The sequence below is a fragment of the Enterobacter cloacae complex sp. SHL020 genome (assembly GCF_049236945.1).
In the GTDB taxonomy this organism is placed as follows: domain Bacteria; phylum Pseudomonadota; class Gammaproteobacteria; order Enterobacterales; family Enterobacteriaceae; genus Enterobacter; species Enterobacter dykesii.
The window spans coordinates 307,413-325,968 of sequence record NZ_JBMKJF010000003.1 but is presented as its reverse complement, the minus strand read 5'-3'; the positions used below and the strand labels follow the sequence as shown (position 1 = coordinate 325,968).

At 51.1% G+C, this 18,556-nt stretch carries 19 protein-coding genes; 7 read left to right on the top strand and 12 right to left on the bottom strand.

Translation table 11 applies throughout. The features are described from left to right. Position 1: 1 nt before the first annotated feature. Genes dndE through dndB form a run of 4 tightly spaced genes read right to left on the bottom strand, consistent with a single transcriptional unit; the run spans position 2 to position 5,061 of the window. Positions 2 to 355, bottom strand: a complete 354-nt coding sequence (gene dndE, locus ACOTZB_RS10390; RefSeq protein ID WP_421627082.1) for a DNA sulfur modification protein DndE — start codon at positions 353 to 355, stop codon at positions 2 to 4. Continuing rightward, on the bottom strand, positions 355 to 2,355 hold the full coding sequence (dndD, locus tag ACOTZB_RS10385) for a DNA sulfur modification protein DndD (protein ID WP_421627081.1): 2,001 nt from the start codon (positions 2,353 to 2,355) through the stop codon (positions 355 to 357). Before dndD ends, dndE begins: the two co-directional genes overlap by 1 nt. After that, positions 2,345 to 3,979, bottom strand: a complete 1,635-nt coding sequence (gene dndC, locus ACOTZB_RS10380) for a DNA phosphorothioation system sulfurtransferase DndC (RefSeq protein WP_421627080.1) — start codon at positions 3,977 to 3,979, stop codon at positions 2,345 to 2,347. The genes dndD and dndC overlap by 11 nt, the downstream gene beginning before the upstream one ends. Beyond that, a complete protein-coding gene (dndB, locus tag ACOTZB_RS10375; protein ID WP_421627079.1) occupies positions 3,976 to 5,061 on the bottom strand; it encodes a DNA sulfur modification protein DndB in 1,086 nt (361 codons plus the stop codon). Before dndB ends, dndC begins: the two co-directional genes overlap by 4 nt. 555 nt (positions 5,062 to 5,616) lie before the next feature. On the opposite strand from dndB, the gene ACOTZB_RS10370 reads away from it, so the two are divergent. Together ACOTZB_RS10370 and ACOTZB_RS10365 are read left to right on the top strand one after the other, a co-directional pair. Next, entirely contained in the window at positions 5,617 to 5,925 is a 309-nt protein-coding gene (locus tag ACOTZB_RS10370; protein ID WP_421627078.1) for a helix-turn-helix domain-containing protein, read from the top strand. 304 nt (positions 5,926 to 6,229) lie between these two features. Continuing rightward, the gene (locus ACOTZB_RS10365; RefSeq protein WP_421627202.1) at positions 6,230 to 6,697 is read left to right on the top strand and encodes a SymE family type I addiction module toxin; all 468 of its coding nucleotides are present in this window, start codon (positions 6,230 to 6,232) and stop codon (positions 6,695 to 6,697) included. A 55-nt stretch (positions 6,698 to 6,752) separates the two neighbouring features. Here ACOTZB_RS10365 and ACOTZB_RS10360 read toward each other — a convergent pair whose 3' ends face one another. Both ACOTZB_RS10360 and trpS read right to left on the bottom strand, forming a co-directional pair. Continuing rightward, positions 6,753 to 7,124 (bottom strand): hypothetical protein, encoded by a 372-nt coding sequence (locus ACOTZB_RS10360; protein ID WP_421627077.1) that lies wholly within the window; start codon positions 7,122 to 7,124, stop codon positions 6,753 to 6,755. 576 nt (positions 7,125 to 7,700) lie between these two features. Beyond that, positions 7,701 to 8,705, bottom strand: coding sequence for a tryptophan--tRNA ligase (gene trpS / locus ACOTZB_RS10355; protein ID WP_421627076.1), 1,005 nt, complete (start codon positions 8,703 to 8,705; stop codon positions 7,701 to 7,703). A 199-nt stretch (positions 8,706 to 8,904) separates the two neighbouring features. Between trpS and fosA the strand changes: the two genes are divergently transcribed. After that, positions 8,905 to 9,330: a FosA/FosA2 family fosfomycin resistance glutathione transferase gene (gene fosA / locus ACOTZB_RS10350; RefSeq protein ID WP_047718350.1), complete on the top strand. Its 426-nt coding sequence runs from the start codon at positions 8,905 to 8,907 to the stop codon at positions 9,328 to 9,330. Here fosA and ACOTZB_RS10345 read toward each other — a convergent pair. Further along, complete coding sequence (locus ACOTZB_RS10345; RefSeq protein ID WP_421627075.1) at positions 9,316 to 10,323, bottom strand: LacI family DNA-binding transcriptional regulator; 1,008 nt, start codon at positions 10,321 to 10,323, stop codon at positions 9,316 to 9,318. The genes fosA and ACOTZB_RS10345 overlap by 15 nt on opposite strands. Positions 10,324 to 10,508: 185 nt before the next feature. Here ACOTZB_RS10345 and ACOTZB_RS10340 point away from each other — a divergent pair, with 185 nt between their 5' ends. After that, complete coding sequence (locus ACOTZB_RS10340; RefSeq protein WP_421627074.1) at positions 10,509 to 11,597, top strand: cellulase family glycosylhydrolase; 1,089 nt, start codon at positions 10,509 to 10,511, stop codon at positions 11,595 to 11,597. A gap of 50 nt (positions 11,598 to 11,647) precedes the next feature. Next, positions 11,648 to 13,042, top strand: coding sequence for an MFS transporter (locus tag ACOTZB_RS10335; protein WP_421627073.1), 1,395 nt, complete (start codon positions 11,648 to 11,650; stop codon positions 13,040 to 13,042). Positions 13,043 to 13,085: 43 nt separating this feature from the next. Here the strand turns inward: ACOTZB_RS10335 and ACOTZB_RS10330 are convergent, their stop codons facing one another. Together ACOTZB_RS10330 and ACOTZB_RS10325 are read right to left on the bottom strand one after the other, a co-directional pair. Beyond that, positions 13,086 to 14,333, bottom strand: a complete 1,248-nt coding sequence (locus tag ACOTZB_RS10330) for a hypothetical protein (RefSeq protein WP_421627072.1) — start codon at positions 14,331 to 14,333, stop codon at positions 13,086 to 13,088. 124 nt (positions 14,334 to 14,457) lie between these two features. After that, positions 14,458 to 14,853 carry a VOC family protein gene (locus ACOTZB_RS10325; protein WP_193805126.1) on the bottom strand — a complete coding sequence of 132 codons (396 nt, stop codon included), beginning with the start codon at positions 14,851 to 14,853 and terminating at the stop codon, positions 14,458 to 14,460. An 81-nt stretch (positions 14,854 to 14,934) separates the two neighbouring features. Here ACOTZB_RS10325 and ACOTZB_RS10320 point away from each other — a divergent pair, with 81 nt between their 5' ends. Together ACOTZB_RS10320 and ACOTZB_RS10315 are read left to right on the top strand one after the other, a co-directional pair. Further along, positions 14,935 to 15,705 (top strand): DeoR/GlpR family DNA-binding transcription regulator, encoded by a 771-nt coding sequence (locus ACOTZB_RS10320; protein ID WP_421627071.1) that lies wholly within the window; start codon positions 14,935 to 14,937, stop codon positions 15,703 to 15,705. A 63-nt stretch (positions 15,706 to 15,768) separates the two neighbouring features. After that, positions 15,769 to 16,371: an ATP-dependent Clp protease proteolytic subunit gene (locus ACOTZB_RS10315; RefSeq protein WP_008501342.1), complete on the top strand. Its 603-nt coding sequence runs from the start codon at positions 15,769 to 15,771 to the stop codon at positions 16,369 to 16,371. Positions 16,372 to 16,429: 58 nt separating this feature from the next. Here the strand turns inward: ACOTZB_RS10315 and ACOTZB_RS10310 are convergent, their stop codons facing one another. From ACOTZB_RS10310 to ACOTZB_RS10300, 3 genes are all read right to left on the bottom strand, one after another. Then, on the bottom strand, positions 16,430 to 16,726 hold the full coding sequence (locus ACOTZB_RS10310) for an SH3 domain-containing protein (RefSeq protein WP_421627070.1): 297 nt from the start codon (positions 16,724 to 16,726) through the stop codon (positions 16,430 to 16,432). Between the two features lie 141 nt (positions 16,727 to 16,867). Continuing rightward, a complete protein-coding gene (locus ACOTZB_RS10305; RefSeq protein ID WP_421627069.1) occupies positions 16,868 to 18,118 on the bottom strand; it encodes a hypothetical protein in 1,251 nt (416 codons plus the stop codon). A gap of 1 nt (position 18,119) precedes the next feature. Beyond that, positions 18,120 to 18,545, bottom strand: a complete 426-nt coding sequence (locus ACOTZB_RS10300) for an IrmA family protein (protein ID WP_421627068.1) — start codon at positions 18,543 to 18,545, stop codon at positions 18,120 to 18,122. Between the last annotated feature and the right edge of the window lie 11 nt (positions 18,546 to 18,556).

The window sequence follows — 18,556 nt, the reverse complement described above, 5'->3', positions numbered from 1 at the left end:
TTTAAATACTTCTTGAAAACTCTTTGAGACTTCTATGGTTTCTTAAGCTCGAAATTCCATCTTCCACATGAGCAGCCCAGGCTTTGATATAATCTTTTTTATCTAGCTTAGGATATAGCATTGCAAGGACAAGCTCTGTTAGCAGTAATGTTTCTCCAAGCCAAGTAATTTTATCTAGAACTAGAGAACCATCAAGCTTTTTGTTGGAATTGGCGCTAGTGTAACGGAAATCACTTTCTACAGATCGAAAAAATGCCAATCTTGCAGATATATTTGGTGTTATACCAGTATAGCCTTTCAGTTTTTTTAGTTGTTCTTCTGTCTGACGACTTAGTTGCATTCTATTCGGGAGCATTATACTGCCTCCTTAGTTAATTCCCAGAAGTAGCCTGGTTTAAGTGCAGATGACTTTGTTCGAGCATTAAATACGATTTCATATGCATGAGAAATATCATCTCTAAGTTGATCCACAAAATACCTTTCATCCACTTCTGTATCAGTCGAGAGCAACACGACCTGATGACTTGCATATGGGAAATAATGATTGATAAGTTTATCTCTATGCTGAGAATCTAAGCGTCCTAGAGGAGTATCTATAATGACAGGTAGATCTCGCCCAGATGTTTTAGCTAGTGCTTCAAGAATCGCTATCGCATAAATTTGCTTCTCTCCAGCGGAGAGTAATTTACGGTTAATAACTTTGTCGTTCTCATCCACCAGTTCAACATCAAAGGTTTCTGGATTGATATGCGCATTCAGCTGCAAATCTTCTTTTCTGGCTAATTTACGGTAAGCAACTTCAAAGTTAGATGAGAGGGTTTTTACTCGCGCCTGCGTTAACAGTTCACTATAACGATCAAGCAAGCTGATGGTCTCTTGTGCATTATTGAAAGCGCTATTAAAGCTGTGCTGGTTGCGCGCCGCATCGTGAGCCTTTTGCACCTGGCGAGCGCAATCAAGTTGATGTTGTTTGGTATTTTTTGCTTCTTCAAGCAATGAGCGATACTCCTGCCGCTTAGCTTCACGTTGACGATCCAGGTCACGGAGTCTTTCAAAAATATCCATCAGCTGATCATCTTCCGGTGCCCTGGCGATGTTTGCTGCGGCTTGCTCTAACTGTTCTTCTACCTCTGCCAGCTGGTTACGATAAAGATCGAAACGTTGCCAGGCTTTCTTACTATCCTGTTCGATGGCCTGCTGAATCATCCCAGCTTCACGTTCAGATATGTCAAACAGCAATTCACCTTTTGGTTTATCAGCAAGATATGTTTTAAGGTTATCTTCTATAGCCTCAGCAGCAATTTTACCTGTGCTTCCTGAACGGAAGGATATGTCGCTTTTGAGTTGCGTAAGGAATTGATTCAATTCCTTTTCGAAGCTATTTGCCTGTTTTATTTGCGTCTCAGCACTAATCTGTTCTAACAAACGACCCAGAGTTTTTGGAGCTAAAGCATATGGTAGTGAACTGTCACACTCATGGCGAAGCGCTTTTTCCAGGCGTTCTTTTTCTTTTAAAAGCGTCTCGACCTTCTGTTTCTCTTGGGTTTTTGTTTGAGCAAAAGCCCCCCCTTGTGCATTTAGAAGGGTCTCGTTCTGAACAATTTCCTTGGAGATCAGGTCAATACGCAATTTAACGAAATCAGCTTTTTCAAGTATCTGCTCTGTCTTGAAGGAAAATTCTTTAATCTGTTTTTCAAGTTCGAGCAGCTTTTGCTGTTGGGATTCAGCCAGTTGACCAGATTGTTGGCGCTTTACGAAAATCGTTAAATCGTTTCGGAGCTTCTCGATCAGATCCAGACCCAACAGGCGACGCACAGCAGTACGGAGGATATTTCCCGATTCGTCCTCGGCAAGCTCAGCAATTTTTTCACCATCAAAGAAGAAAAGATCGGCTATGCCGTGGGGGATTAACTCATTTAAGAAACCCTGGCACTGATCATAGCCAAGTCCTTCAATGAGTTTGCCATCCTGTTGTAAGGACAGTTTGTCTCGCTTACCTTTTTGCCAGGTGCGGGTAACGGTAAATTCAGCCTCCTGACCACCTTTGTTGTAGGTAAAAATAAGCTCGACTGAGGCCTCATCGGGCTGTTCACCCAAAGTTGAGCCGTTGTGCACCAGAGCACTAAGCTCTTCCACATACTCTTGCTGCTGAGTTGTTGAACCAAATGCAAGCCGACCGTAAAGGGCCAGGCGTATAGCGGAAAGTATTGATGTCTTACCTGCGCCGTTTAACCCACCGAACAAAACGATAGGACGGGGGTTATCGTCGTTCTGTCGTTTTTTAGGGGCCAGATCGATAACATGGGTTCCATTGAAAACCCGATAATTACGCAGTACCAGCTGTTTAATTAACACGTTCTTTTTCCTCACTGGTAAGCAGGTTTTGTTCGCTGACTTCGGCAATTCTTCGCTGCAACATTTGCAGTTCAGCTTCTATGCTTGCCACTTCTTCCTGATGAACATCACGCTCATTACGTTTCTGCAAAGCTTCCTGCTGTTGTTTGATCTCTTCAAGACTTCCCCAGTCTTGCTTGAGGATCGTCCCTAGCTTGTCAAAGATCCCCTGGCGGCGGCTAAGGCCTTCCATTGAAACTTCGAGCTCGATTAATTTCATAACCATTTCAGGGACAACATCAAATCCTTGGGCAATTTGCTCGAGAAGTTCTGCATCGCTGGCGTCGAAACGTGATTGATCGTCTATAACCCAGTCCAAATTCTTGCCATAAACCCCACGATAAATGCCCGGTAATGTGTCGTACCAGTCAGGCTCGTTGGGATCCTTTAGCCATTGCTGGCGTATGGCATGAAGCTCTGGTTCTGTGATTAATGTAATAGTATGACCTTGGGCGTTCATATCACGCTCAATCGTCAGCAATTCCTTCAACCATTCCTGGCGATACTTAAGCCAGTAGGGACCTGGCACATGTTTACGCTCAGCTGTAAGTTCCTCGCCATCCTTCGCATACTGATAGCTTACTTTACCTGTGCGTCGTTTATAGTTGCGGTAGGTATCTTTGTTTACTGGATCGGTAGTGAATGCCAGCAGATCGCGGTACTTCAAAAGTGGCGACATCCACTCTTCACCGTTCTGGATTAAGCTTTCCATCGCTTTATCTTTTGTGACGACGGTACATGTCCAGCAACCAAAGCGGGAGTTACCACAGGAAGGCGTGCTGTCATCAATAACTAGCGGACATTCACCCTGAGCTGAGGAATCCATGTAAAGAGTCCACAGCGGGCGGTTATTGCCACCCCAAGGGCTTTCCCACTCATCAATATCATCAGGCGCATATCTGAATGCACCACGCAGCAATTTCCATACGTCTTCAACATCCCAGGTATCAATTGGGGTATAAATGAAGGCATTCGAAAGAGTGGTATGGCGTGCAAGGCGCGAGCCGTCAATCTTATGCTTTGCAATAACCTGAGCACGTGATGCACTTTCACTGCTGCGCGATCCAAGAACGACAATAACTTCCTCAAACTGGCTGACCTTATCTTTGATAAAGTCACTTACCGGGTTGATTTTCATGCGTTCTGTACACCAACGGAAACTACGGGTAGGCGCTGGATAGCCTTTACCAAGCAGGTTTACCCAGAATGTCTCGTTGGTTTTTGGGGTTACAGCATGTTGTGTGATCGGTAAGCCGTCGCGCTTAGCGCCAGCTTCAATCTGGAGCATCGTTTTTTTAATGAGGTCAACTACAACCGGCGTCTCTACGAGCGTGTCAGAGGAAACGACAAACACATCCTTCGTACGCATTTCCGGCGGAAGACCCATCAACGCCAGATAAACAAGAGTAATGACTGCTGACGAGTCTTTACCGCCACTATAGCCAATCACCCAAGGGCGTTTATCTGCGCGGTAGACACGCTGAACTTCAGAGACAAAATCAGCGAGAGTACGTCCAGCAAATTGCTCTTCGTTTATGAAATCTTCATAGTCGGCCAGATCATAGGCCTGAGTTAATGTACTCATGATACAACCATCTGAGCTTCAAGCTCTTTTTCTTCAGGAGAAAGGGGGAGAGACAGCGCAGTTTTTAAAGCGTTGCAAGTTAGCTGAATGGCGGTGCCGGTTTTGCTCAGTTTGCCATGCTGCATTGCGCGCTTAATCATCTCAGGATTGCTTTTACGCCAGTCAAAGGTTTTTAGCTTCGTAAGTTTTTCCTGCCAGTGCTCAGGTTCTTCAGTCAGTAGTGAACGGCCCAGAAGGCCTAAAGCCTGCAAACCGATACCATGGGCATGCACATAATCCTGGCGGAGCTGTGCCGGAGATACTTCTTTGCGTGCAGCAAGCTGCCAGTCTGGCATGACTTTGAAAATAGCCTGCCAGTATAGCGTAGCGATATGCGTATTGTCCTCAATGCTGCCTACTTTAGGGTCTTTACCAAGCAGGGCGCGTGTTGCCTGTTTAATGCTGCTTAGCGTAAACAGTTTATTGGAAAGCAAACTGATACTCGATTTCTCAAGTTCAGTAAGGCCAATAAAGGGCTCGATAGACATAGCAAGATAGCGAGCAAGGTTCGAGCTTACATCGCGATGATCGTACAGCGCGGATAATGATGGGCTGGGGCGTATTGCGTATTTATTCAAGTCAGCAAACATCTGCTGACTACGCCTTAAACCTTCATCAACAAAGAACAATACGGGGATGTTGTCCTGCCCTAATTCAGGACGCTCCGAAAGGGCATCCTCGATAGCCTTACGGCGATGTTGACCATCATTGATAAGAATTTGCGCATCCATTGGTACGCGAAGCGTTCCAAGATTGTTGGAGTTTTCGAACTCGTCAAACTGTACATCGACCGCAATGGATGCAGTTAATGCAGAGAATACGTAATCTTTAGGGTTTTCAAGTAAGTAACGCACCATCTCTGGGATGCGTGATTTATTCAAGATACGCTGAGCGCGAAGCTCCGGCGGCACGTCTGTCTCATCGAAACTGAAGATCTTCGGAATGATGCGCATAGGGCAAGTGGCGATATAGAATGGTCGTCCAGCCTGGACGCCCCTCACTGCGGGGAAAGAGTAGCAATAATCTGCATCAAAGTTAGCCATGTTCTAGTCCCTGTTTTAAAGACGCAATTACGTTATATTTTACGTAAAAATTTCTTAGAACGAAATTTTTACGATGATAAAACACGAATTGTTAAAGATTTACGTATGATTTGACGTAACTCTTTGCTGTGCTTGATTCTTCTTCCATGTAAGCCTCAATCCGCAGATTTAAAGTTACGACGTGGCCATATGAGTTCAGGATTGATGCCAACTGATCCTGCAAAGAAGAATTTTACTTTGTGTCACGGTCTCTTAAGAGCGTTAATCGTTGTGCAGGCGCTGAGACCGAAGGTGGCGAGCGAAATCTCGTTCCTTTTTGAGAGCAGCTAAAACGCACGCTTTGTACCAAACCATTCTTCATATCTCCTTGTGGGAAGTTGACTAACAAAAAACTACGTTATTCGTAGCCTTTTTGGAATCTCTAAAAACTACGTTTTACGTAGTTTTGCGAGAGTGCTCGAGAATTTTTGAAATTCTTACGTAAAAATCAATCTAGTATTTGCACTACGTAAAACGTAGTATCTTCCTTAGACATTAACTACGATTATCGTAGTTATGAAAACATCCAATCCCCACAATCAGCTCTTCAGTCGACGCCTCAAAGAGGTGCGCTTAGACATGGCGTTATCGCAAAAAAACCTGGGTATTTTGGCTGGCATAGATGAGTTTGCAGCGAGCGCGCGTATCAACCGCTACGAGAAAGGGGTTCACCAGGCAAGCATTGAAGTCGTTCGACATCTCGCTAAAGTTCTCGAAGTGCCTGTAGCATACTTCTATACAGAAGATGATGAACTGGCCTCTTTGGTACGTCTTTGGCCGAAGCTGGACCCGGAAAAGAAGAAAAATATCCTTCAGGAGCTATAAACAAAAAAGAGTGCTTTACTGTACTTTCTCTTCTCGAAAGGCTTTCCAATGAGTTAGAAACAAAACCTTGCATTGGAATTTGGCTTTAACTCGTCTGATTTCATTTCCTGAATACTCCTCGCAATTTTCAAATTTATCCCACGCCAAACCGCTGTATTTATATTCAGCCCTATATAATGAGCACCAGAAATTACGCCGAACGGCAAAGGAAGTATCAAGGAATATCTAAAGACAGAATTCGCGATATGAAGGTGCTGCAACACCCCCATACCGCTAACCACAACCAACTAAGATGGAGTTGAAAATGGCTGCGACGAATTTTAAGCCAGAGTTTACTGTTTGCAAAACAGAATCAGACGCTTTCACCGGCATGATTGAAAACCGCGAGCTGGTACGCAAAAACAGCGCCCGCCGTCTTCACGGCAACCAGACCAACGCGGCACCCGTCCATCCCCGTGCGGAGACGCCGCAAGACAGTGCCGCCTGTTGCGAACTGTATGCGCGCATTGATATGAAATATCTTCTTTTGGGCGGCGAATGGTTAACCCGTGCGGGCTTTATCAACGGCATGCCCGTAAAAATCCGCGCCATGAAAGACTGCATTGTGATTACGCCGCAGCATACAAGAGAATTATGGGGATGCCTGGAGGGTATGAGCGTGGTGAATATAAATAAACATAAAGTCGCGCAGTGGCTGAGGACCTTTCCGGGAGCGCTGAATGATACAGGTGATGTTCCGGTGATTAAGCGCGGAAGTGGGCAGGCTGTTTAAACTTCAAGCCAGTATGACGGGCATGTGAGCACATGCCCGCTATGCTAAAAATAACTCAATGATGATCTACCTGTTCTTTCACTGCCTTAACCAGCACAGCATGAAGCTCGCCAACGGTTAAATCGCGTATCACAGGTTCGGGAATGCCTCGTAGCCTGCGAATTAAACGGCAGATACCGAAGTAATCTATGCCCTCGGTGCTAAAAAGAAACTCGTTTTCAACGAGGGAAAAAGTTTTCTCATAGCCATCTTCTTCAGTGACAAGCGTAACGCCAAACGCTTCCTCGCAGCCTTCAATCAGGGCATCGCCATCCATGCCGCAGATATCAAGGTCGGCTTCGATTAGGGTGTTCTCATCAATGCGCTTGCGATGATGTCCAGATGACTGACGTACAACTTCTATAACCTGCGAAAGAGTGGGGTGCATTATGTTGAATTCCTTTGGTACAGAAATGACGTAGACATTCATTAATAGACCGAGTTAACGTCTTGGCCCTATTATTGAAGGTACAAAGAAAATCAAAACAATCCACGCAAACATTCCAATGATTTTTAGCGGCCAGGGTTCGAATAAATCAAAGCATACAAGTGCGCCTATAACTAATAGGGGTCCTCCCAATAATTCCAGTATTCCTTCTAGGATAGATAACTTATGAGGCAATACACGATTCAGTAAAACACAAGTAAGGTGTGTGCCTCCTAAAATAATGATTGTAGCTAGAGTGCATTCTTTCCAGTTATCAGAGATACCTAAGCAAATGAGGCACAGTGCAATTACAAAAACACACAGTAACGTATTCAGCATGGAAATAATAAACTTGCTCATATCATTTTACGCCGCTCATTAAACATATAAAGAATCCATGAATATAGCATTATTGGAAGAATGATAAACGACATTGGCTAATAATGGATTTAATACTTTATTGCGCCTCGTTTATTTCCGTAATAATCGAGTTAGCGGCTTCGTACTCTTCCCACGCACTCCACCGCTATTTCTAACTTAACTAAACACCGGCACCCCCAGCCCAACCTTCACCTCCCTCAACGTCTCCTGCGTCACCCCCTGCGCCCGTTCGGTCCCGCGCTTCAGCATCGCCATCAACTCGCCCTTGTCCTGCATGTACATCGCCCTGCGCTCCCGCATCGGCGCAATCAGCTCCTGCAAACACCCCTCCAGCTCGTTCTTGCACGTCCGGTCGCCCAGACCGCCCGCCTGATAGTGCGCCTTCATCGCCGCCACTTTCTCCTTGTCCGGATGAAATGCGTCGAGGTACGTAAACACCACGTTTCCCTCAATCTGCCCCGGGTCGCTCACCTTCAGATGGTTCGGGTCGGTGTACATGGCGCTCACCGCACGGTGAATGGTCTCTTCGTTGGCCGAAAGGTGCAGCGTGTTGCCCAGCGATTTCGACATCTTGGCGCTGCCGTCGATGCCGGGCAGGCGGCTGGTGTCGCTCAGCATCGCCTTGCAGTGGCGCAGCACCGGGGCGGGCAGCAGGCTGTTCATCTTGTGCACAATCTCGTTGGTCTGCTCAATCATCGGCAGCTGGTCGTCGCCGACGGGCACGCACTCAGCCTTAAACGCGGTGATGTCCGCCGCCTGGCTGATGGGGTAGGCCATAAACCCGACCGGCAGCGAGCGGGCGAAGCCCTTCTGCGCGATCTCGTTTTTCACCGTCGGGTTACGCTCCACGCGGGCAACGGTGACGATGTTCATATACAGCATCGTCAGCTCGGCGAGGGCGGGCAGGACGGACTGCAGGCAGATGGTGGTCAGGTTCGGGTCGATGCCGGCGGCGAGGTAGTCGGCCAGCACTTCGGGGATGTTGTCGCGGATCTTCTGCGGGTTGCTGCCGTTGTCGGTTAGCCCCTGCAGGTCGGCGATTAGCACAAACTGGTTGTGCGTCTGCTGGAGCGCCACGCGCTGGCGCAGCGATCCGACGTAGTGGCCGAGGTGCAGCGGGCCGGTTGGGCGGTCGCCGGTGAGGATGGTGGGTGCGTTCATAAAGACTCCTTAATGTGCAGTTGCCGAAAGGGGTCTTAGAAATGTGAAAGCCGCCTTTCGGCGGCTATCTGAAAATGGGGAAAACAACTCCGTGCCGCCTTTAAGAAGGCAGCCACCAACGGTTTACGGTGAGCACGGCGTGGTTTATGTTCATGCTTTTACCGTATCACGTCCGGCGCGAAAAACAAAAGGGCACGTCATGCTGCAATCCCTCAACCATCTGACCCTCGCGGTCAGCGACCTGCAAAAAAGCGTCACCTTCTGGCACGAGCTGCTGGGGCTGACCCTGCACGCCCGCTGGAATACCGGGGCCTATCTCACCTGCGGCGATCTGTGGGTCTGCCTGTCGTACGACGAGGCGCGCCAGTACGTGCCGCCGCAGGAGAGCGACTACACCCACTACGCGTTTACCGTGGCGGAGGAGGATTTTGAACCCTTCTCGCAAAGGCTCGAGCAGGCGGGCGTCACCGTCTGGAAGCAGAACAAAAGCGAGGGGGCGTCGTTCTATTTTCTCGACCCGGACGGGCACAAGCTGGAGCTGCACGTGGGCAGCCTCGCCGCGAGGCTGGCGGCGTGTCGCGAGAAGCCCTATGCGGGCATGGTGTTTACCTCAGACGAGGCTTGAGGCGCGCACCTTCAGCCTGCCCGCCAGCGTCACGTGTGTGGCGGCATCTTCCTGATTGCACAGGTACTCCACCGCCAGCCGTCCCAGTTCGCTGTAGGGCAACTGAATACTGGTCAGCGGCGGGGTGAGCTGTTCGGAAATCTTCTGGTCGTCGTAGCCCGCCAGCAGCATGTCCTGCGGGATGCGCACGCCGTTCACCGCCAGCGCCTGATAGCAGCCAATCGCCAGCCAGTCGCTGGCGCAGAAGATGGCGTCCGGGTGCTCGGTCAGTGCCAGCAGGGCAGTGGTGGCGGTAAAGGACTCGCTGAACTGCCAGTTGGTCTGGCGCACCAGGTCGTCGTCGCACGCGAGTCCGGCCTGCTGCAGCGCGGCCTGGTAGCCCGCCAGACGCTGGCGCGAGGCCTCCATCCAGCTCTCGCCGGTGATGTGGGCGATGCGCGTGGCCCCGCAGGCGATGAGGTGTTTCGTCACCTGGAAGGCGTTGGCGTAGTCGTCCGGGATAAACGACGGCAGCAGCGGCGAGCCGGGGTCGCGCTGGTTGAGCAGCACCAGCGGGATGCGGGTGCAGTCCTGAAACGCCGTCATGTCGACCAGCGTGGTGACCGGGGAGGCAAGGATAATCCCGATGCAGTTGCGCTTCTCCAGCTGGCGGATGATGTTTAGCGCCAGCTCGATGTCGTCGCCGTAGTCGTAGACGGTGAGCAACGTTTCATTGCGCCACGCGGCTTCCCGCGCCTGGCTGATGGCGTCGATAAACGGATCGAAGCTCTGCATGGAGCTGACCAGCAGGGCGATCTCTTCCTGGTTGCGCGGGGCGTGAACGGCGGGGAGGCGGTCGTAGCCGAGCTCGGTGGCAACGCTTATCACCCGCTGGCGGGTGTCGTCGCTGAGCTTGATGTTCCGGGACTGGTTGAGCACCAGCGATACCGTCGCCTGCGACACGCCCGCCGCCCGCGCAATATCGTTCATCGTTACCTTCGTTTTTCGCTTCATCCGTCCTCTCCCTTTCGCGACTTCGCATCATACCCTAACCGCACGCTTACGCGCCGTCGATCACGTTTCTCATTCATCGAAGCGTGAACTTTGTGAGGGGCATCGCTTTTCTCAACGCCGTGATTTGCGCATTCATCCTGCAGCTAATATTTATTAGCTAAATATTATCAGTAAGAGGACGCGTAATGAAAGAGCAGTGGAGCAGGGAGCAGGCACAGGCGTGGTACGAGCAAAAAGGCTGGCTGTGCGGGTTTAACTATCTGCCGTCGACGGCGGTGAACTGGACCGATATCTGGCAGGAAGAGACCTTCGATGCCGCCACTATCGAGCGCGAGCTGGGCTGGGCGGCGGAGGCGGGCTACAACACCCTGCGCATCAACCTGCCGTTTATCGTCTGGGAGCACGACCGCGACGGGCTGATGGCGCGCATCGACCGCTTTTTGACGATTGCCGACGGCCGCGGCTTCAGCACCATGCTGACCCTGATGGACGACTGCGGTTTCTCCGGCGACGAGCCGTACCTCGGCCCGCAAAAGCCGCCGGTGCCGGGCAAGCACAACAGCCAGGCGGCGGCGAGCCCGGGGCGCGACAGGGTGTGCGATCCTGAATGCTGGCCGCAGATCGAGCGCTATATCCGCGACGTTGTGCGCCAGTTCCGCGAGGATAAGCGCGTGCTGCTGTGGGATCTCTATAACGAGCCGGGCAACCGCGGTATTTTCGCGACGGGCACGCAGGAGGTGCAGTACGACGCGAAGCTGGAGACCTGCGCGCACGAGTTGATGAAGCTCGCGTTCCAGTGGGTGCGTGAAGAAGACCCTACCCAGCCGCTCACAGTCTGCGCGTGGCGTCTGCCGCCTGAAGAGGAGGGCGAGACGTTCTTCCGGCATCCGCTGGACCAGACCGCGCTGGCGCTCTCGGACGTGGTGAGCTTCCACGCCTACACCCACACCGGGCGCATGACGGCGATTATCCAGCAGCTGCAACAGCTCGGTCGCCCGCTGTTCTGCACCGAATGGCTGGCGCGCCACGTGGGCAGCACCATCGAAGAGCAGCTCCCGCTGATGTACGCGGCGAAGGTCGCGCCGTACCAGTGGGGGCTGGTGCGCGGCAAAACCCAGACGTGGCTGCCGTGGCCGGTGGTGATGAAGGAGTCCACGGACTACTGCCGCCTCTGGTTCCACGACGTGTTTGAGGAGAACGGCATTCCGTTCTCGCGCCGTGAAATCGCCCTGATGCAGCAGCTGCGCAAGATCGCCCCGCAGGCGCAGGACTAATAATATCGACCCGGCGGTCCACCGCCGGGCAACCAGGCAGGCATTTAACAATGGCAACGACAATGAAAATACCGTCTCGCGAGCTGTGGTCTTATTTTGGCTATGGTTTAGGTCAGTGTTTTAGCTTTGGTTTAGTGGGTTCGTTTATTAACTATTTTTACACCGACGTGCTAGGGATATCGGCGCTGGCGGCGAGCACCATCTTCCTGATTGCCCGCGCCTGGGACGCGGTTCACGATCCGCTGTTTGCCAGCATCATGGACACCATTAACAGCCGGTTCGGCAAGTTTCGCCACTTTTTGCTGATCGCCCCTTTGCTGATCACCGGCGTCACGCTGCTGTCGTTCTATAAAATCGAAGCGGACATGACCACCAAAATTCTCTACGCCGGCGTGACCTACATCCTGTGGGGGACGCTGTACGCCATCTCCGATATCCCGTTCTGGTCGATGTCGTCGGTAATGACCAACGACTCCGGGCAGCGCACCCGCGCGGTGACGGCGGCGATGCTCGGGGTGAACGCCGGGATTGCCTGCGCCAACATCTTCTTCCCGAAGTTGGCGGCCTACTTCGCCCAGTACAGCAACGATAAAGGCTACTTTATGGCGGCGCTAGTGATGATGCTGGTGGGCCTGCCGCTGATGCTCAACGGCTTTATGCAGATCAAAGAGCGCGTGCCGCCGAGCCCGGAAAAGGTGACCATCCGCGACACCTTCCACAACCTGCGCCAGAACAAGCCGCTGTTCATCGTCCTGCTGTCGTTCTTCTTCTGCGTGTTCCACAACGTTGCGGGCGGTCTGTATATCTACTTCTTTATCAACAACCTGGGCGACGGCAGCCTGCAGATGGCGATTGGCGTGATGGGGATTGTCGCGGCGGTGCTGTGCCTGGTCGCCCCGATGCTGACGAGGCGGATGCAGAAGCGGAAGCTGTTTATGATCCTCTGCGGGCTGGACGTGGCGGTGCGCGTGGTGATGTGGTTTGTCGGGTATCAGCAGGCGACGATGCTGTTTATTTTGCTCGGCCTGAGCACGCTGTTCGTGATGATGACCAACATCCTCACCTCGTCGATGATTGCCGACACCATCGAGTACGCGGAGTACCACACCCACAAGCGCTGCGCGGCGATCACCTTCTCCGGCCAGACCTTTACCGGCAAGATGTCGGTGGCGGTAGGCGGCGGGTTGATCGGCGTGTTCCTGACGATGATTGGCTACGTGCCGCAGGCGCAAATCCAGAGTGAAGGCGTGCTGTCGGGGCTTTTCTTCGGGATCTGCCTGCTGCCAGCGATAGGGTCGCTGATCCGAATGGGCTTTATGTCGCGCTTTACCTTTACCGAGGAGAAGCACGCGGAGATTTGTCGGCTGCTGGCGGCGCGCAGGTTGATTAGGGAAGGGGAGCGGGGTAGCGAAGAGCAGGGCCTTCGTCCTATGCAGGTAAATTAATGCTGCCAGACACCGGCCTGGCAGGTGTCTGGTCTCTCTTATATTACGATGCGTGTGGCGGTTTAATCTCCTTCAGGAGATCCAGAATGCTATTACTGCTTGTCGATTTTACTTTTTGATAAAATACAGGTTCGGAGATCGGTGAATCCCATTGATGGATCTGTTCTTTTTTGAATGGGATACATTTCATGGCTGTTCGCTTCAGCGCTTTAATACGGAGATCATAAGCCTCGAAATCATCCGCCGTTGTTTTCAGACTTGCCGATCTCGCTGCGTTAATCTGGTCTGGGCATATGAGCTGTATATTACCCAGTGAAAAGATATTTACCCCAGTGATAAAAAATCTTGACGGGATATCTTTATAGTAACGGGTGTTCCACGTTGCTCCGTCAAACATGGCGTGTGGATGCGTCTGTGTCTCGATGTAATACTGGTGAGTACGCCAGTCACTGATGCCTGAAAGATTGAGGGTCATGTTGATAATCAAGTTCGGAGTGGGTCTAAAGAAAATCGTCATCAGAAACACCAGGGCCGGAATGACAATCACTATTGTCGTTATCATCTGGATGATGTTTTTCTGTTCACTTACGAGGATCATCCCAGGGAAAATGCCGACCACGGCCAGGACCACTGACAGTCCGGTGAAAATGGCTAATTGCGCGAGCATGCTCGTTTCACTGTTAAAATCATGCTGGCTGGTCACGAACAGAAGAGGGAGGACTTGAACACACGCAGGAATGAGCAATAACGCAGGTAACCCGAACTTAATCGGCCATGTTTTAAGGTATTTCTTTTCCAGCGTGTCATCAATTTTAACATACGCAGGGGTGAAAATTTGCCATCTCGACATACTCCATGTCGTTAACAGAAGCAGACCGATTGCCACTATTGTAACGCCAGGTCCGTTCCAGTTAAGAAAATAATAAACACTCATGCTACTGATAAACACAATGCAAATCATGATGCTATTTACCAGACTCACATTCGCGAGTCGTGAGGGTAAACCATCATAATGCTTTAAGGATTGTTCATTCGATAAGAAGATTAAATACAGTAAGAAAGACGAAATAAATATAACGATACTGAAGCCGAACAGGGAAAGCAGAGTGAAACCAAATATAATGCCGAGGGCGCTAGTCACGCTCAGCGCATCATAAAGTATATCCAGCCGATCAATGTTAGCGAGATAGAACCATATGACGCTAAATGTACACCCTGTCACGAAAGTGGACGAGGTTATAATGGCAATGAAAAATTTACGGTTAATGATTTTTAGAAAATCGGCCTTCATCCTGGATGCCCCCTTTGTTTAGGGGCATCATAAGACGTGATAAGCCTTAATTTCCAGCCCCCAAAATATGTGATAAAAATCGAGGGCGTTTCCTTTCTGCATTGTACAGAACAGTGACGATCGCTTAACCGGTGGACTCACCCACAAGCTCAATCCGGTTTCCGTCCGGATCGGCAATGACCGCTTCATAAAATCCATCTCCGGTCATGCGCGGTGCGCTGAGTAACGTACCCCCTGAGCGAGCCTGCTCCGCCATGCTGTCCACCGTTGCTTTGCTGCCCACATTTATGGCGATATGCGCCCAGCCGATAAACTCCGGGTGGGCAGGAGCATCCGGCAGATCCGGCAGCGTCATCAGCTCGATGGTCGGCCCGTTATCCAGCGTAATAAAGTGTGATTCGAAACCGGGACGATTTTTACTGACGTAGCGTTCGTTACTGCGGCCATTAAAAACCGTTTCCCAGAACTGAACCTGGGCGTTCAGGCTGCGGGTCCAGAGTGCGACATGTGCAATATTCATCATAACCCTCGTTGTTTGTGTTGCGCGGTTGTGCAACATTATGCGCATTGATACTCGATTAGACTTTTACAGGGACTTTCTATGCTCGATTATGCTGCTTTTCCGGAGCAACGACAAGCCAGGATCCGCCAGATCCTTCAGAAGAGCGGAAGGGTGGTGTGCGCTGAACTGGCGAGCCAGATGAACGTTTCTGAGCACACCATTCGCCGGGATTTACATGAGCTTAGCAAAGAAGGAGTCTGTAAAAAGGTCTACGGCGGCGCGGTGCTTCAGCTGCCGGATGCGGGTAATTTTTTCAGCCGCGAACAGAAAATAAGTGCAAAAAAGAACACAATCGCGCAGAAAGCAGCAGCGCTGGTTAAGCCTGGCAGCTGTATTTATATCGACGCGGGAACGACAAACCTGGCGCTGGCGAAAGCCCTCCCGGCTGATCTCAGCGTCACGGTGGTCACCAACTCCCCGGCGATTGCCGCGGAGCTGCTGCATCATCCGCTGTGCGAGGTGATCATCACCGGCGGGCAGATCCAGCGGACGTCCGGCGGTACGGTAGGCGCCACGGCGGCAAGCCAGATCCAGGGGATTATATTCGATCAGGCGTTTATCGGCGGCTGCGCGATGGATCCGGATATGGGGCTTACCGGGTTTGATTTTGCCGACTGCGCGTTCAAAACAGCCGCGATCGCCCAGAGTAATCAGACCATCGTGGCCCTGACTGCCGACAAGCTTCCCGGCGTGGCGCGCTATGTGGTAGCAAAGAGCCGCGATATTGATGTGCTGGTGGTGGCAGAGGGGATGGATAAGAGCGTTCTCGACGCGTTTGCGGCGCAGGATGTTCGCATTGTGTGCGCCTGAGGACTTTCACCGGTAAAACAGGCTACACTCTGGTTTTGAGCGCGACAAGCTGAGGAAATAACAATGCACTACACACTGAAAGAAAGCGACAAGGATAAAGCGGAAGGGTCAAACGGCGCGGGCGCTCTGCAGCAAAAACTGCTGGAGTCCCGTTCGATTGTGATCTCCGGTGAGATCAACCAGGAGCTGGCGCAGAAGGTCATCACCCAGATGATCCTGCTGCAAAGCGTCAGCAACGATCCGATCAAGCTGTATATCAACAGCCAGGGCGGCCACGTGGAAGCGGGCGATACCATCCACGACTTCATCAAGTTCATCCGCCCGGAAGTTCACGTCATCGGCACCGGCTGGGTGGCGAGCGCCGGGATCACCATCTTCCTGGCGGCGAAAAAAGAGCACCGCTACTCGCTGCCAAATACCCGCTTTATGATCCACCAGCCGCTGGGCGGCGTGCGCGGTCAGGCAACGGATATTGAGATCGAAGCGCGCGAGATCATCCGCATGCTGGATCGCGTGAACAAGCTGATCGCCGACGCGACCGGCCAGCCGCTGGAAAAAGTGAAAAAAGACACCGATCGCAACTTCTGGATGTCTCCGGCAGAAGCGCTGGACTACGGCATCGTGGGTAAACTGATTACCCATTATGACGAGCTGAAGCTGGATTAAGTTTTCGCGGCGTGTTTGAGTCGGGTGGCGGCTTTGCTTTACCCGACCTACACCGGATCTAGCGTACCTTGAACACCACCGCCATCCAGTTCGTTCGCATGCCTGGCGGAAACGCCGGGTAAGGATCGAGCCGTGTGCATGCCCCCGCCCAGATGTATGTATCCTCATCAATGCGATACCAGTGCGCGTTGCCTTCCACCGCATCCCCCATCACCGCAGCCTGCACCGTCAGCTGGCTTTCCGCAGGGAGTTCACTCGCCACGGGCGAGAATACCGAGGGGTTCTGTTTACGCGTGTAGACCGCTGTTGTGGTCTTAACAAAGCCAGTGACCGGCAGTTCAGTGAAATCGCTCATTTCAGGCCTCATGGCAGTTCTCTCTTAACGTAACGATATAAGCCGCTGTAAATATGGCGATAACGATAAAGCGTGAAACTGTCAGAATGTGTCATGCGGAAGTCTGAAAGGCACCCGTTGAGCGGGTGCCTGGAGGATTACTTAATTCTGGGCTGCGATGCTGATAAGTTCGTAGATTTTTTTTGCCCCGGCATTTGATTGAGTCAGTTCAATATTATGTTTCTGGCCATTCTTCATATGCAGGACAATTTTTTTATTAAAGGATCCTTTTATGACTACGCTACTGACTTCGCTGAAGCGGGCGTAGAAAGTTTCATACAATTTTCCCAACACGCAATAAACACCGTCATCGGTTAATACCACACCATGATCCCCTTGGCCGAAAACCGTTTCGTCGTAGTAGAACAGGATCGCATCTTCCGTGAGAGGAGGCAGCGATTGACGATGACTGGCCGCCTGGACGAAATTGATTATTTTTTTCGCGTTGAGATTGTCGTAGCGGTAAAAATTGTGGTCTTTGTTCGTCGCATACTGTGTTAATTCACCCCCGGCTGGTTTGTGTTCCAGCGCTGGCAAGGTTTGCTGTGGCTGTTGTGGTGTTGTTATCGTTGCCTCCGATACGGAACCAACCATAGAGGCACCAACAGCTCCCATCCCCGGAAGCGTCTGGGAGGTCACGCTATGTTGAATGGTGGTCACAGTTCGGGTGTAAGCGTTGACATGGCTCCCGCCTCGCATATGCGCTGATACGTTTTGCGGGGATTTGACCACGGTCTGCACCGGGGTCAGCACGGTTCTGAATGCCGCGCGCAAGGATGCCACAATCGAGACGATCAGAAGTGCGATAAGTGGGACCGAAAGCCACATAATTGAAAAATAGAAAATACTTTGCTTAGTGTTGGTTGCCAGCTGCGTTAACCTGGAACAATAAAGCCCTGCAGTTATCACGTACACGACACCACAAGCGATAGTGGCAGCCATGTTGCTCTCCCCGTCCATTGCCATTTCCTGGATAACGGGAAAGAGCAAACATCCATAGAGAACAGCGCTAAAGAGCGCATCGGGAAGTAATGTTTTTATCGTCTCAAAGGCTTTCGCAATATTGTAGAAGATCCACAGAAGTAACAATATCCAGCCAATGACAGGAATAGCTGCGGCGATAGCCATAAGTATCATGCTGACGATCATACTGCCAAGAATATTGCCTAAATGCCCTTCCGAAATAAGATACCAGATAAAATACAGGAAGGAACCGGCGAGAACGGCCGGGAAGGCGACCACAACGCTTGCAGGTATAAAGAAAACAAACCCGCCAAAGATAAGTAATAACAAAAAGCAAAGGCCAGGTCCATTATTGTCAGGTATTGAGTTTGCTTCAGCGTCTATAGACATATTAGTGATCTGCCTGCGGGTTAATGATAGGGAATGGAATAAATGCCCTTGGTGTAAGCAAACTGAGAGGTAAAGGCTGTTTGGTCTTTCCGTTAACTAATGCCAGTGACGTCAGGCGCAGCGTGAGATTGCTTTCGCAATAATGCTCGCCTTCGGCGAAAGCCGTTTGGTATCGCGTGGCATCAGAATCGCCGAATGGGTCTACCTGCAAAGTATCATGAGCTACAAGGTTATTTTCTGCATCAACGAGGTCAAAGCCTATCTCTAACGAACCAACGCTTTCCATGCCACTGTCCAGCGTGAAAGTGGCGCTGCACATCCCTTGATTTGCCCAGACGGTGTTTGAGTGCCAGATCTCAATCGCATGAGTTGGAGCAGCGAATAAAAGACATGCGAATACTGTGCTACAGTGTAAGTAACGGCTCATTATATTTTACC

Excerpts from the sequence above, each read along its gene's own strand:
- ACOTZB_RS10310 (WP_421627070.1), bottom strand. The coding sequence starts at position 16,726 with ATGAGCGATTTCACTGAACTGCCGGTCACTGGCTTTGTTAAGACCACA.
- ACOTZB_RS10345 (WP_421627075.1), bottom strand. The coding sequence starts at position 10,323 with ATGAAGCGAAAAACGAAGGTAACGATGAACGATATTGCGCGGGCGGCG.
- trpS (WP_421627076.1), bottom strand. The coding sequence starts at position 8,705 with ATGAACGCACCCACCATCCTCACCGGCGACCGCCCAACCGGCCCGCTG.
- fosA (WP_047718350.1), top strand. The coding sequence starts at position 8,905 with ATGCTGCAATCCCTCAACCATCTGACCCTCGCGGTCAGCGACCTGCAA.
- ACOTZB_RS10330 (WP_421627072.1), bottom strand. The coding sequence starts at position 14,333 with ATGAAGGCCGATTTTCTAAAAATCATTAACCGTAAATTTTTCATTGCC.
- ACOTZB_RS10360 (WP_421627077.1), bottom strand. The coding sequence starts at position 7,124 with ATGCACCCCACTCTTTCGCAGGTTATAGAAGTTGTACGTCAGTCATCT.
- ACOTZB_RS10365 (WP_421627202.1), top strand. The coding sequence starts at position 6,230 with ATGGCTGCGACGAATTTTAAGCCAGAGTTTACTGTTTGCAAAACAGAA.
- ACOTZB_RS10340 (WP_421627074.1), top strand. The coding sequence starts at position 10,509 with ATGAAAGAGCAGTGGAGCAGGGAGCAGGCACAGGCGTGGTACGAGCAA.
- ACOTZB_RS10300 (WP_421627068.1), bottom strand. The coding sequence starts at position 18,545 with ATGAGCCGTTACTTACACTGTAGCACAGTATTCGCATGTCTTTTATTC.
- ACOTZB_RS10325 (WP_193805126.1), bottom strand. The coding sequence starts at position 14,853 with ATGAATATTGCACATGTCGCACTCTGGACCCGCAGCCTGAACGCCCAG.
- dndE (WP_421627082.1), bottom strand. The coding sequence starts at position 355 with ATGCTCCCGAATAGAATGCAACTAAGTCGTCAGACAGAAGAACAACTA.
- ACOTZB_RS10315 (WP_008501342.1), top strand. The coding sequence starts at position 15,769 with ATGCACTACACACTGAAAGAAAGCGACAAGGATAAAGCGGAAGGGTCA.
- ACOTZB_RS10320 (WP_421627071.1), top strand. The coding sequence starts at position 14,935 with ATGCTCGATTATGCTGCTTTTCCGGAGCAACGACAAGCCAGGATCCGC.
- dndC (WP_421627080.1), bottom strand. The coding sequence starts at position 3,979 with ATGAGTACATTAACTCAGGCCTATGATCTGGCCGACTATGAAGATTTC.
- dndB (WP_421627079.1), bottom strand. The coding sequence starts at position 5,061 with ATGGCTAACTTTGATGCAGATTATTGCTACTCTTTCCCCGCAGTGAGG.
- ACOTZB_RS10370 (WP_421627078.1), top strand. The coding sequence starts at position 5,617 with ATGAAAACATCCAATCCCCACAATCAGCTCTTCAGTCGACGCCTCAAA.
- ACOTZB_RS10305 (WP_421627069.1), bottom strand. The coding sequence starts at position 18,118 with ATGTCTATAGACGCTGAAGCAAACTCAATACCTGACAATAATGGACCT.
- ACOTZB_RS10335 (WP_421627073.1), top strand. The coding sequence starts at position 11,648 with ATGGCAACGACAATGAAAATACCGTCTCGCGAGCTGTGGTCTTATTTT.